Source organism: Candidatus Nitrosocosmicus sp. FF01 (assembly GCF_047711275.1).
GTDB lineage: Archaea > Thermoproteota > Nitrososphaeria > Nitrososphaerales > Nitrososphaeraceae > Nitrosocosmicus.
Window position 1 is genome coordinate 271,852 of sequence record NZ_JBLNIG010000001.1, and the last position, 13,643, is coordinate 285,494.

The 13,643-nt window shown below is 35.3% G+C and carries 14 protein-coding genes; 10 read left to right on the top strand and 4 right to left on the bottom strand.

The window, feature by feature from the left end; translation table 11 throughout:
• Window positions 1-17 precede the first annotated feature (17 nt).
• From ACMT7R_RS01450 to ACMT7R_RS01465, 4 genes are all read left to right on the top strand, one after another.
• Window positions 18-1,151, top strand: a complete 1,134-nt coding sequence (locus tag ACMT7R_RS01450) for an ABC transporter ATP-binding protein (RefSeq protein ID WP_415309660.1) — start codon at window positions 18-20, stop codon at window positions 1,149-1,151.
• A 246-nt stretch (window positions 1,152-1,397) separates the two neighbouring features.
• Window positions 1,398-1,652, top strand: coding sequence for a molybdopterin converting factor subunit 1 (moaD, locus tag ACMT7R_RS01455; protein WP_415309661.1), 255 nt, complete (start codon window positions 1,398-1,400; stop codon window positions 1,650-1,652).
• A complete protein-coding gene (locus ACMT7R_RS01460) occupies window positions 1,649-2,224 on the top strand; it encodes a molybdenum cofactor biosynthesis protein MoaE (RefSeq protein WP_415309662.1) in 576 nt (191 codons plus the stop codon). Before moaD ends, ACMT7R_RS01460 begins: the two co-directional genes overlap by 4 nt.
• Before the next feature lie 110 nt (window positions 2,225-2,334).
• Entirely contained in the window at window positions 2,335-3,642 is a 1,308-nt protein-coding gene (locus ACMT7R_RS01465; RefSeq protein WP_415309663.1) for a molybdopterin molybdotransferase MoeA, read from the top strand.
• A gap of 63 nt (window positions 3,643-3,705) precedes the next feature.
• On the opposite strand, the gene moaCB is transcribed toward ACMT7R_RS01465, so the two are convergent.
• Entirely contained in the window at window positions 3,706-4,650 is a 945-nt protein-coding gene (gene moaCB, locus ACMT7R_RS01470) for a bifunctional molybdenum cofactor biosynthesis protein MoaC/MoaB (RefSeq protein WP_415309664.1), read from the bottom strand.
• Between the two features lie 191 nt (window positions 4,651-4,841).
• On the opposite strand from moaCB, the gene ACMT7R_RS01475 reads away from it, so the two are divergent.
• Together ACMT7R_RS01475 and ACMT7R_RS01480 are read left to right on the top strand one after the other, a co-directional pair.
• On the top strand, window positions 4,842-5,390 hold the full coding sequence (locus ACMT7R_RS01475; RefSeq protein WP_415309665.1) for a hypothetical protein: 549 nt from the start codon (window positions 4,842-4,844) through the stop codon (window positions 5,388-5,390).
• 311 nt (window positions 5,391-5,701) lie between these two features.
• Window positions 5,702-6,565 (top strand): molybdopterin-dependent oxidoreductase, encoded by an 864-nt coding sequence (locus ACMT7R_RS01480; RefSeq protein ID WP_415309666.1) that lies wholly within the window; start codon window positions 5,702-5,704, stop codon window positions 6,563-6,565.
• A gap of 78 nt (window positions 6,566-6,643) precedes the next feature.
• Here ACMT7R_RS01480 and moaA read toward each other — a convergent pair whose 3' ends face one another.
• Window positions 6,644-7,678 (bottom strand): GTP 3',8-cyclase MoaA, encoded by a 1,035-nt coding sequence (moaA, locus tag ACMT7R_RS01485; RefSeq protein WP_415309667.1) that lies wholly within the window; start codon window positions 7,676-7,678, stop codon window positions 6,644-6,646.
• Between the two features lie 150 nt (window positions 7,679-7,828).
• On the opposite strand from moaA, the gene tatC reads away from it, so the two are divergent.
• Both tatC and ACMT7R_RS01495 read left to right on the top strand, forming a co-directional pair.
• Complete coding sequence (gene tatC, locus ACMT7R_RS01490) at window positions 7,829-8,593, top strand: twin-arginine translocase subunit TatC (RefSeq protein WP_415310539.1); 765 nt, start codon at window positions 7,829-7,831, stop codon at window positions 8,591-8,593.
• 120 nt (window positions 8,594-8,713) lie between these two features.
• Window positions 8,714-9,382 (top strand): MOSC domain-containing protein, encoded by a 669-nt coding sequence (locus ACMT7R_RS01495; protein ID WP_415309668.1) that lies wholly within the window; start codon window positions 8,714-8,716, stop codon window positions 9,380-9,382.
• 142 nt (window positions 9,383-9,524) lie between these two features.
• Here the strand turns inward: ACMT7R_RS01495 and ACMT7R_RS01500 are convergent, their stop codons facing one another.
• Window positions 9,525-11,396, bottom strand: a complete 1,872-nt coding sequence (locus ACMT7R_RS01500) for an ATP-binding protein (RefSeq protein WP_415309669.1) — start codon at window positions 11,394-11,396, stop codon at window positions 9,525-9,527.
• 354 nt (window positions 11,397-11,750) lie between these two features.
• On the opposite strand from ACMT7R_RS01500, the gene ACMT7R_RS01505 reads away from it, so the two are divergent.
• Together ACMT7R_RS01505 and ACMT7R_RS01510 are read left to right on the top strand one after the other, a co-directional pair.
• Complete coding sequence (locus ACMT7R_RS01505; RefSeq protein ID WP_415309670.1) at window positions 11,751-12,719, top strand: 6-bladed beta-propeller; 969 nt, start codon at window positions 11,751-11,753, stop codon at window positions 12,717-12,719.
• 340 nt (window positions 12,720-13,059) lie between these two features.
• Window positions 13,060-13,224 carry a hypothetical protein gene (locus ACMT7R_RS01510; RefSeq protein WP_415309671.1) on the top strand — a complete coding sequence of 55 codons (165 nt, stop codon included), beginning with the start codon at window positions 13,060-13,062 and terminating at the stop codon, window positions 13,222-13,224.
• A 24-nt stretch (window positions 13,225-13,248) separates the two neighbouring features.
• Here the strand turns inward: ACMT7R_RS01510 and ACMT7R_RS01515 are convergent, their stop codons facing one another.
• Window positions 13,249-13,635 (bottom strand): MGMT family protein, encoded by a 387-nt coding sequence (locus ACMT7R_RS01515; protein ID WP_415309672.1) that lies wholly within the window; start codon window positions 13,633-13,635, stop codon window positions 13,249-13,251.
• Window positions 13,636-13,643 lie beyond the last annotated feature (8 nt).

Sequence of the window (13,643 nt, forward strand, 5' to 3'; positions counted from 1 at the left end):
GGAGATATGACTAGTCTTTGTATCTAAATTTGATTAACGTTACCAAAAAATATCCAAATTTTACACTAGGGCCTATAAATTTATCTCTAGATTGTAACCAAATTCTGGTACTTATTGGGGCAACGGGAAGCGGCAAGTCCACTCTTCTGAATTTGATAACCGGATTAGTTAAACCAGATGCGGGTTCAATTTATGTTGATGGTCAAGACATTACTAACTTGCCAATTGAATCTCGAAAAATAGGCTATTTGATTCAAAAGCCAAGCTTATTTCCTCACATGAATGCATATAAGAATATTGTATTTGGATTAAGTAAAAATCAACAAGAAGATATGAAATTACAAATTACATCCCTTGTAGATACTTTCGAACTGACCCACTTATTGGACAGATCGACACAACAATTAAGTGGAGGTGAAATGCAAAAGGTTGCATTAGCTCGAATGCTTGTTTTAGAACCAAGAATAATGCTAATGGACGAACCTTTATCTCACCTTGACAACAAAACAAAAGTTAAATTAAGAATAAAACTTCGGTGGATGCTTAAGAAAAGAAAAATTTTGGGAATTTATGTTACCCATTTTGAGGATGATGTCTACGCCTTAGCTGATTCAGTAGCGATTCTTCAACACGGGCTCATTATAAAGATTGATAACTTGAAATCATTATTGTCATCAAATAATTTTGGCCTATCTGAAGCCAAAAACCCCGTCTCTGACATGTTTCAAAGTGATGATAATTATTTAGAGGGACAAATAATTGAAACAAAACAAGGGGTTTCGGTTTTTTCAGTTGACGAGCATATAATCGAAATCCTTGGAGAGTTCCCAATTAATTCTATTGTTGGTATCTTGATCAAACCCGAAGATATTATTTTATCTTTAGGCCCCGTCAAGACTAGCGCAAGAAACAATATAAGATTATTTATCGAAAAGATTGATGATCCTGTATCAGATAACTTGGGAATTGTTAGTATTCAATTATCCTCTAAAAGTTTCCACTTAAGATCACGAATTACAATTGAATCCCAAAATATCTTAAGCTTAAAAAAAGGCCAATTCGTATATGCAATGTTCAAAGCCACGACGCCGCACGTAATACGTAGAGAGAATGTCGTGAGAAAGAATGACCACGAGAATCCCTTCTTTTAAAGTGATATCTAAACTATGATGACTCGGTTTGCGGTAAAAGAGATAAGATGCTCGTAATTTGATTCTTTAACGTTTTGTATGTTTTATGTCGCCTATAGACATGTGATGTGTTAGTCCAAAAATCAAAAAAAATCTGAAAAAAAGTCTGGACTATATTACAAAAGTGATTTAAGAAGAGATAGACATTCTCTTAACTTGATATTGCTTATGCGTTTTCTTAAATATTAGATCTTTTCAAGATACTAGATGACTTCAAATATCCAAATCACCGTACTTTACTTTGCACAGGTTCGTGAAGCAACAAAAGTAAAAAAGGAGACTTTGGAAATATCCAAAAATACCTCTGTTACGGATCTATTATCACTAATTCGTACTCGATATCCTGAATTAAGGAATGTAAGTGACTTTAATACTTCTGTAAATTACAAACTGGTAAACTCTGATGTCATTTTAAGGGACAAAGATGAAGTGGCCCTTTTGCCGCCGGTTTCTGGAGGGTGATTCTAATCAAATCCATTAGGAAATCTACGCATCCAGGATCAAAAAGCACTCAAAATAAGCCACACCAGACAAATGCCAATAAAAATCCTCTTATCTATGCTGATGAAGTTAAGGATGAGTCTATTGATCCAACAGCAACCAAACGACTTACCACTGATGAAATCGATATCTGTAAACTTTTGAATTCAATGAAAGATAAGAAGGGAAAATCTGGAGCAACTGTTGTTTTTGTTGGGTCGGTAAGAAATTATGGTAAAAACGGTTTGGTTAAAGAAATGGTTTATGAATCATACATCGATATGGCAGAACAACAGCTAAAACAGATTGAAAAAATTGCCATGAAAAGATGGGACATTAAAAAAATTAGAATAATTCATAGAATAGGTCCAATGAAGTTGGGTGCTAGTAGCGTTGTTATAGCACTTTCCACTCCACATAGCAAGGATGCCTTTGAAGCATGTCAATTCATTTTAAATGCAATCAAAAAAGAAGTTCCAATTTGGAAGAAGGAAATTCTGTCAAATAACAAGGTAAAGTGGGTTGTGGGTAACGCAATTAACATAGATGAATAACAGCAACAGATATTCTAATTCTATTCTAAATCAATGTACTTTCATTATATTTCTAAATGGCTGAACATTTTTAATAATCTTTAATGATTATAATCAATCAGCTATAAAATATGTCGCGAAACATTGATTCATATGTATCTGTAGAAAAAACCATTTCAATACTTCTTAAAAATATAAAGATTTCAAGAAAAACCGAACTTATTAATGTATATGAAGGCTTGGGCAGAGTTTTGGATCAAGATGTTATATCTAACCGCAATGTGCCGGAGTATCCTACTTCTCACATGGATGGGTTTGCCGTTCGTTCAGTAGATATAAATAATGGATCGTTAAACGAACCGGTCTTTCTGAAGATCTCTACCTCTGGATCTGTGCCTGGCAAATCTTCATCTTATTTCCATAAGAAGGGGCAGGCCACTAGAATCAATACTGGAGGAAGCATGCCTCGAGGGTCAGATACAGTGATTCCAATTGAAGATGTTTCTGTGATGGATAAAGATGAAATAAAAATAACGAAGTCACTAAAGAAAGGAAGCTTCGTATATTTGACGGGATCTGATATCAAAAAAGGTAAGAAAGTCATGAGTAAAGAACAGGTAATTCGTGCACAACATATGGGATTACTGGCTACGCTACATATAAGCAAGATTTCTGTCTATGAAAAACCAGTTGTATCAATCATCCCTACTGGGAACGAACTTACTGATAATATCCAAGAATTAAGCAATACTAGTAGCAAACTACAAAATAAAATTGTTAATACGAATAGCCATATTATCTCTAGTCTAGTCAAGGAGTTGGGTGGCATCCCTATAGATTTGGGGATAACTCCGGATAATACTCACGCTTTGAAAAACAAAATCACAAAAGCTTTGAGATCATCTGATTTGATTTTAACGGTCGGTGGAACATCCGCCGGTGAACATGATATCGTAAAATCAACAATAAATCAAATGGGGTCTCCTGGCATGATTGCTAACAAAGTGAAACTAGACCGCGGAAGAGTAGCAGGAATTGCGGCTCTTGGTGATAAGCCGCTACTTTTATTGCCTGGACCTGTACAGGGAGCCTTAAATGCATTTCTTGTATTTGCTAGGCCTCTAATAGCGTTACTTACGGGAAGAAATAATCCTCAGGTTCTTACCCTTCCAGCAATACTAAATCAGGATTGGACTTCAAGGAAAAAATTTTCCAACTTTAAGAAAGTAGTATACATTAAAGTATCAAAAATAAGATCAAAAAATTTACTTACTGCAAGTCCAATTGTTGGCGAAACACAGAGCATATCCTTGTTATCAGAAGCAAATGCATTTGTTATTGTACCAGAAAATGTTCGTAAGTTATCTAAAGGGGATGTAGTACAGTTCTCTCTTTTACCTGGCTTTTCATATATTCATGACCTCCAGGTGATTGATTAGGATGTTGAGCGTGGCTAGCTATCTTGGTAATGAACCTTGTTACTGGCCCCGTCGAACCTGCTATTAATTATCATCATGATCATGAGGATGATGATGAGAAGAGTGCTGTCCACTAATAATTTTGAAAATGTGTATTACTCCAGGGAATAAAGCATTTAGAGATTGGGATACTGCCAGAGCGCTTCCAGGCAAGTTTACGATTAAAGTCTTTCCCCTGATTCCCGCAATACCTCGTGAAAGCATTGACAGGGGCGTTCTTTTCTGACCGTAGTGCCTTATATTCTCGATAATACCTGATATCTCTTTGTCTAAGATTTTTCTTGTTGCCTCTGGCGTAACATCTCGAGCACCAACACCAGTTCCTCCGGTTGTAATTATAATGTTTATTTTTTTCTTGTAGTCCGAATAGGTTCTTAATTCATTTTCAATAATCTCTATGTCGTCTGGGATTATTTTGTACTCAACTGTGGTAAAGCCGTATTTGCTTAAAACATCCACTATTAACTTGCCGGATTTATCCTGATCTTTGTTTCTTGTGTCACTTATAGTCAGGACCACCGCATAAAGATTTTCATTAAAGTTCTCTATGAAATCCCCAATTCCGCCTTTTTTTTCTAAAATTGTGATGTTGTTAATAGATAAGGATTTTTTTAATGGTTTTAGAATATCATATACAGACAGCGCTGCAACAGTTGCTCCTGTAAGTGCTTCCATCTCGACCCCTGTGTTCCATACACTTTTGACTCTTACTTTTATTTCCATACGATTATGTTCAATTGTCAAATCTACCTTGATGTCATCAATTGGTATCGGGTGACAATAGGGAATTAAATCAGAAGTTTTTTTCGCACCCATGGTGCCGGCCATCCTTGCTATTTCAAAAATATTTCCCTTTGGAGAGTTTCCATCTTTTATGGCATCATAGATACTGTTATCAAATTCCAAAACAGCTTGTGCTATTGCACTCCTAAGTGACTCTGGTTTGTCACCCACGTCTATCATGCCCATAACAGTTGAAATTAACTCAAGATATCTAATTAAGATTGGGGTGGATTCTTATGATCCAATGTGCCTCCCTATATAACTCCCTCTCTCTCTGGTTATTTTGAAATGATAAAAATTATTGAGCATTTCAAATCAACACTCTAGGAAGGTCAATTTGGAAAAATCCTTAAATAATTTCATCTTTCCGTTATACAATGGTTAAGGGATTGAAGGCAAATAACTCTGTCTATTTTTTTGTCTTTGGCCTGGCTGCAGGTATCGCTTGTCTGTCTTTAAGCATTTTTCTAAAAATTGGTTTCAATGGATTGTTTTTACCCGAAATAGCCGCACAGGGTTTGATTTCCACTACATCTGGAGAAATTGAATCTCAAGCAGTACTTACCCTTGGACCTCTTGCCAAGTATTCAACTTTTTTTGGTGCTACTGTTATCAATGTTTTGATTTTTGGTATATTTGGAATTATTATAGGCAAACTGCTTCAAAAAATTAACTCTCCAGTATTTGCTCGGAGATTGATGCTTGCGACGGTGATACCTTATGTTATTCAAATCAGTTTAGTAATTATTTTTATGATGATCAGTACTATACCAGGACAGTCTGCTCTTTTACCTTCTTTACCATCTCTTGGCTTATTCTTGTTACCTAATATTATCTTTGGATTAATTTTTGCCTTTTTATATGGAAACAAATACTTTGAAAATAAGAAATTTGCTGACCAGACCCGCTTCTGCATCGGGCGTTGATATACAACAAAAAAATAACTCCTCTATTCCTAATGGTATCGATTACGCCAAAAGAGATGCAATACGCGCCCTTGTAATTTCAGTTAATTGCAATTCCTCTCGTTTACTTTGGCTTTAGCCGTTTAATATCTGGATCGGATCAACAAACTTCGCCTTCATCACCGTCAACATCACGTACTTATAATGAACCAATACGACAATTCTTACAATCAAGATCAAAACCAGCTGGATTTGAGAATCCACTGCTTACTCCTCTCATTGACGCAGAAGTGACCCCTACCTATCTATTTTATCGAATAGATATCAATACCGTGGTGCCCACAATCGATGCGGCTACTTGGAATCTGTCCATAAAAGGCCTGGTGAACAATCCTGTCGTAATAAATTATCATGAGATAAAAAATATGAATGCAGTAGAAGAATTTGCAACTTTGGCTTGCATTAGTAATAAGATAGGTGGCAACTTCACTAGCACAGCTTTATGGAAAGGAGTGCGACTTAAGGATCTTCTTCAAAAAGCTGTGGTCAAACCAAATGCAAAATATATTGTATTCAGATGTCAGGATGGATATGATGTGGGCATTCCTTTAGAAAGCGGTATGATGGAAGGTACGATCTTAGCGTACGATATGAACAATTCTCCGCTTACAAACGAGCATGGTTATCCCATCAGGGCTATCGTTCCAGGATTTTATGGAATGATGAATCCAAAATGGATTACAGAGATAGAATTAGTAGATAAAACCTATGAAGGTTTTTGGCAGAGAAAAGGCTGGACAAATAACGGTATAAGCTCTATTAGCTCATCTATCGTAATCCCAGGCAACCAGCCCATAGGTGACAGATTTCCTCATTTGGTAGGGGATAACAGCAACCTAGCAGCTGGCAGGAACATTCCTATAGCTGGAATCGCATTTGCAGGTAACAGAGGTATATCGAAGGTGGAGGTGAGCATAGATGGAGGCAAATCTTGGAAAACAGCGATAATTAAAGATCCCTTGTCACAATATACTTGGGTATTGTGGACAAGTGGATTCACCGCAGCAGACAAAGGCAACTATGAGATAGTGGTACGGGCGACAGACAAAAACGGGCAAATCCAAACTTCAACATTAGAAGATCCGTTCCCCAATGGCGCGGAGGGTTATAGCAAGATCAATATTTCTGTGACCTGATCTGGTCCTTTTATTGTAACGTCGCTTTATACTTGTGGTCTATTTTTCTATCTGTATATCTCCTCTTCGCCTCCCTTACTAGCCACCAATACTATACATATTGTTTATTCCGGGTTCTAGTGAATGGTTTTTAATAATTTTTATTATTCCCTCAGGCTTTTCTAATATACAGTTACGAATATATTCTTGAATTTCTTTATCCGATTTTCCTTTATCTAGTAGCGCTTTTAAATCATAATTCTTCTTTTCAAACAGACATGTATGAAGTTTGCCTTCTGCAGTTATTCTAACCCTATCACAATCCTGACAAAATGGTTTGGTTATGGAGGGTATGAATCCTATTGTTGCGTTTCCATTATCGAACCTGTAAAGCCTTGCTGGATCGGCTTTATCGTTGTCCAAAGGACTTAGTTTCCCAAAATCGTTGTTTATTTTATCAATCATTTCGTCCTTGCTTACCACCAGGTTTTCTGACCAGATCTTAGTTCCGTCAAGAGGCATAAATTCTATGAATTTGACAGGACAACCGGTTTTCTTTGAAAATTCCACAAATTCAGATATCTCGTCGTCATTCCAATCCCTAATTATAACTGTGTTAATTTTTACGCGCAAATCTTGACTAACTGCTGATTTTATTGATTCAAGAACAATATCTAAACCGTCAATTCCACTTATTGATTTGAATCGAGTGCGATTAAATGTATCCAAGCTGATGTTGATACTTTCTAATCCCGCCTCCTTTAGGCTTGCCACTCTATCCTTTAACAGGATGCCATTTGTAGTCATGCTTATAGAATTTATCCCTTTTATCGAAGAAAGTGACTTTATGAGAGATATAATATCGACTCGAACCAATGGCTCTCCACCAGTAATTTTTATCTTTTCTATTCCAAGTGAGGCAAAAATTTCCGCCAAGTATGTTATTTGCTCGTAAGTAAGGATGTTTTTTTGGCTTAGCCATTTGGTATTATTAAAAGGCATGCAGTAAATGCATCTCATATTACACCTATCAGTAACGGAAATCCTGAGTTTCTTTGCGATTCTTCCAAAACTGTCAGATAATTCCTTTGTTGAATCTAGCACTCCTAATATGCCTTCACTTTCAAATCGCATTTCATGTATTTAGATATTTACAGTATTGTATCGAGTAAAATATTTTTTAATCAGCGATTTATAGAATTTTATAAACTTGAGTATGTCACAACAAAGAGGTAGGGGATAAAAATTTCTACCATCAGTCCTCTTACACGTCTACTCATTGAAATAAGGGGTAGGGCAGTAAGGATATTCATTGTGATGGGGTTGCTTACTCTCGTGTGCATGTCACTCGGAGTATCCTTGGTTAATCTAAACGGATATGATGTACCAACTTTACATATTGATGCATTTAACAATATTTCGGTTCAAATAATTTCGTTATTAAAGAATGATCTCATACCCAAGAACGTGAATTTGGTTCAAACAGCACCTGGTCAGTCATTCAATGCTCAATTGTATGTGGCATTAATAATCGGCCTGGTAGGTACTTTGCCATTAATATTTAGAGAGTTCTTTGTATTCATAAATCCTGCATTATTTCATCATGAAAATAAGATTATTAAAAAGACCTTGCTTCCAATGGTATTATTGTTCATCATGGGATGTATATTTTCATATACCATCGTAATCCCATATACGCTTGAATTTTTGTACAAGTACGGACAAGTTATCGAAATTACTTCTTTTTTTGAGATTACCTCTTTCGTGGTTTTCACCCTGAATATGCTAGTGATATTTGGCTTTTCTTTTCAAATTCCACTTGTAATGTGGGCGATTACTAAATCTGGATTGGTTTCACAAATTTTTTGGATTAAGAATATTGGATATATCGCTATTTTTTTAATTATCCTAGGAGCACTGCTTACACCGGACGGCAGTGGCATAACCATGTGGTTCATAACAATACCACTGCTCCTTTTGTATGCTGCCGGATTAGCAGCAATAAAATTTGATTCTTTGCTCTACATACATTCTCAAAACCAAAAATAGCAAGCAATAATCTTTTTTTTATTTGACATAATAATTTTTGTAATTCATTCTCTGGAGAAGGTGCTGCATCAATCTTGACAAACATATATACAATTATGAGTGACAATCTTGTACCATCCCATGAAGGTTGTCTCTGTTAATGTTGGAATACCACAAAAAATTCGATTCAACAATCAACTAGTAACTACGAGTATTTTCAAACATCCTGTTCATGAAAAGATAAAATTATCAAAGCTCAACCTAGAAGGGGACGCACAGTCTGACTTGTCAGTTCATGGGGGAGTTGACAAAGCGGTTTATTCCTATCCCGTAGAACACTATGAATACTGGAGAAAAATTTATCCTGATATAGATATTCAATTTGGCATGTTTGGTGAAAATCTTACAACCCAAGGATTGAATGAAATGGATGTGAATATTGGAGATACCTTTGATATTGGTTCATCACGGCTTGTTGTTACTCAACCCCGAATGCCTTGTTATAAATTAGGTATACGGTTTGGTAAAATGGATGTCATTGAAAAATTTCTAAACAGTCTTAGATCTGGAATTTATTTTAGAGTGCTTAGAGAAGGCGAATTAATAGAGGGTGATGAAATAAAGCTATTAACTAGAGAAATGAACAGTGTTTCCGTAAATTATATAGTAAGCTTGTATAAAAAAAGGAATTATAACTATAGTGAATTACAACAATTAAAAACTATAACAAAATTGAAATTTTTGCCTCTGAATTGGAAAAGACATTTTGAGCAAGAAATTGATAAAGCCAAATACCAAAATAAACAGTAATGAAGATTCAATAAAATTTTATATCAATTCAAACAACGTTCTGATAAATACAATCTTATCATTTCCATACAAAAAATTTCGAGTAGAGAATATTCGAACTGGCTGTACCAAAAATTCCGATATTTTTTAAAATAAAAACTTGTTATTTATCCAGAGGCAAACTGAATCCAAAAGTTGCACCCCTTCCGTCATCATTATTTTTGGCCCAAATCTCTCCGCCGTGGGCTTCAATTATTTTTTTTGATATATATAGACTAAGGCCAGCCCCGCCTCTTGACTTTTTAACATATTTTGTAAATAAGAATGGTAAAATATCGGGGTGGATTCCGTATCCATTGTCACTTACAGTTACAATGACCTTGCCATTTTTTAATTCTTTATCTAGGTTTATCTTTACCTTACCCTCGTTTTGAGTAAATTCAACGGCGTTATCTACCAGGTTAGTTATAACTTGTTTTAAATATGCCTTGTCTCCTTTGACTGTTTTGGGACCTGGTGGATAGTTGGAATAGGCAAAATCTATAACGTGTTTGCCTTTAGTATACTCAATATTATTACCCTCGATGTGGGATTGGTTGTTGTTGGTGTTATTGAGAAGTGTATTATGGGATTGATAATCTGTTACTAATTGTTCTATCATATCCTTCAAATCAAACGATTCTTTGTTTAATATCAATAAATTATTGTCTAGCTGTGAGACGTCAAATATGATATCTACTAATCTTTTGAGCCTCTTGCTACTTCTACTTATTGCCTCTATGGCATCTTTGTATTGAAGGGCAATTTTGTTTCCTTCATTTCTTATATTTAATTTTTTTAGGATGTCCGAAAATCCTAATAATGACTGAACCGGGTTCCGTAATTCATGAGCTGCCATGTTTATGAATTCTTTTTGCATATCGTCGTGGATTTTGATATGTTTGTTTGCAGACTCTAATTTTATGTTTACATTTTCCAATTCTGTGGTTCTCTTTTTGACTGCTTTATCCAGAGTTGAATTTACCTTACTTAAGTATAATATTAACAATAATACTGCTGCAATTATTCCAATTATTAGTGACAGCATTTGAAGTCTTTCTTTTTCAATAATGTTGTTCACTGTTGAGTAAATAGATGAAGTTGGAGTCACAACAAAAACTGCATATTTGGGAACTCCGTCTATATATACCGGATAACCTGTATTCAATCTCTCCTCATTTACGAATTCATATATGGAAATATTAGGTTGACCTGAAATCACGGTCCTAACCAAGTTATTCAAAATGTCATTGTAACCTGTAAGATTTTGAGTAAATTCGCCGAAAAATTCTTTACCTACTAATGAAGGCAGTGGATGAACTAAAATAACTGATTTATTGTCCAGCACTGACAAGTATTGCGACTGGATATCATAAATATTACCATAAAAATTGAAAAATTCGTTAACTGGAATTACTACACCAACCAAACCATTATAAAAAGAACCGCTGGAATTTTTGATTATTATGGGATAAGTCATTGCGATTCGATTTTTGTCATCCATTCCTAAAAAGGTGTCTGAGATGACAGGAGACAAGGTGTTTTTTGTTTGATTTACCCAGTCTCTAAAGGAAAAGTTGATCCCTGCATAATTTGTTGTGTTTAGAGGAGCTATATCTAATACCGAAACACCTGATCTATCATTTAAGAATAACCTATCCACAGGCGTACTCGAATTAATAATCCTGTAATAATCTTTCAATAAAGTTATTGTAGTGTTGGATCTAGTGTCCCAATTCATAATAGAAGGAGAGCTAGCCAGCCCTTGGAGTCTTGACAATATCAACTCGATATCTGATTCTAGGTGCGTTGCAATAGCCTTGCTTGCATCCATTTGATTCTGTTTTTGTTGTTCATATATGCTGTTTCTTATACTACTTTCTGTCTCTTGTTGAAAATACAAATACAATGAAATAGGAATAATAACAATTAAGATAGCCACTATGATCACTGATTTATTGGCCGTAAAAAAACTACGAACCGCTCCAATTTTCATTGTCAAAGTCTTGCATAATATATAGTTACATGTTTAACATAAATAATTTGTTATTTCCCAATAAATACATTAACATACAAAAACTAAACTTCCATATAGTTCTTATTTTTGGTATGGCATAATACTAATACTATATATTTTAGGACAGATTTGGTTAGATGGCGTTTAGAAAAGGATATCCAATTACCTATTTGTGCGAGGAGTTTCTGTTGATCTTCCCTAAATTGTTCAGTTGATTTTATATAATTTGTTAAAGACTTAATTAAAGTCATCATGTATTTTACTTGCATGAAATCTATTTGTTGTAATAATTATGCGCACATTTTGCGCATGTTGAGTATTTTTATTCTCTTGATGCCACTTTCTTACATTTCAAACCCTGCGTTTTTGCCCAATTATTCCTTTTCTACTTCTGGCGATCATACTAGCACCCTGCATGATTTACCTGCTAACAAAACAATGACCTTTGGTTATTTCAGAACCCTTGCGCCTCAAACTGATTCTCCTAATTCAACACAGATCTTTCAGCCTGAAGGGGTAATTACAGACAGTCAAGATAATGTATATGTCAATGATATCGAATCAAATGAGATTAAAAAGTATGACAAAAATGGACAGTTTATTTCAACATGGAAAAATTTAGTCAAAGATGACCTTTCGCTAAATCATCCACATAGCAGCGAAATTGACAAGCAAGGAAATTTCTATCTTACTGATCAAATTAATCAACGGGTAATGGTGCTCTCACAAAATGGAACTATTATTAACACTTGGGGAAATGAACCTAATGCTGAAGCACTATTTCTACATCCCCATGGAATTGCCGCGGATTCGAAAGGAAACTTATTTGTCTCCGATAGGGATCTTGACACAATACAAAAATTCACAAACAACGGGACACTCATAACCTCATGGGGAGATAAAGGAGCGGAACCTGGTCAATTTGATATGCCATGGGATGTAGCTATAGACAATCAGGACAACGTATTTGTACCTGATTACGTGAATAGTCGCATTCAGGTTTTCTCTAATAATGGGACTTTTATAACTCAATGGGGCTCTGAGGGCCTCAATGAAGGGGAATTCAATCATCCTGCTGTAATTGCCTTTGACAAATTGCAAAATCTGTATGTTTCAGATTCAGATAATCATCGAATTCAAATATTCTCTAAAAATGGAACTTTTTTATCGGAATTCGGTGCTGAGGGGACGGGCCCCGGCCAATTTATTAAACCCGAAAGCATTGCGATTGATTTAGCCGGACGGGTTTATGTGGCCGATACTACAAATAATAATGTACAATTATTTGTGCCCAATAATTAGTTGAAATCCATAACAATGAAAGAAACTGGCCCTGTTAACTTAAGCGTTTGAATTTGGTTCAAATGTTTTCCAATATTTCATATGGATTAGGACTGAATAACTATCAGAACAAGTTATGTCTCAAATTTATACATAAATTCCAAACATAACTGTGTCTGAAAGTGAGTCAGTCTTGGCTCCATATGACATATTGGACAACATTTGACCCTAATTCAAACGCTTAAGTTAACAGGGCCCAATGAAAGCAACTACTGTTTAAATATTGGATATCCGATATGTATAAATAACCTCATGCCTAATGATATCGTATGTCCGATAATAAGGATCAGGAGGTGATATAATGAGCTGTGGTTGTGGCACCGGTGTAAGTGGAATTGGCGTACAAAGATCAAGAGGTTTTCTTACTCGTGAAGAAAAAGTAGATCTATTAAAGGAATACAAAAATGACCTTGAGAAAGAAGTAAAAGGTGTTTCAGAAAGGATCAAAGAATTAGAGGCCGTTTAATTTTCTTCTTTTTTTATAACTTTTTTAGAAACTAGATTTTGTTTGGCGCATTGGTGGACAAAACCTGATTTTCTGAAAATCCTCTATTCTAAGATCATGTACAAAATGCACTCCTTCAACTTCTAATAATTCTTTTTTCTTTCTAATTCCCAATGCAAATCCTCCTAGATTCCCATCAGACTTTACTACCCTATGACAAGGCACTACAATTGGATTTGGGTTTTTGCTTAGTATTCTTCCTATATGTCGTGAGGCTGATGGCTTTCCAAGGGCTTTGGCAAGATCTCCATACGTAGAAACCATCCCAGTAGGGATAGTTCGTAACATATTATACACATCCTCGCTCTTGATTACATGTTTGGTGGACTTGGTCAATCTTGTCGATGTATTCTTGTTACGTGTATTTCGCATAAATTGGG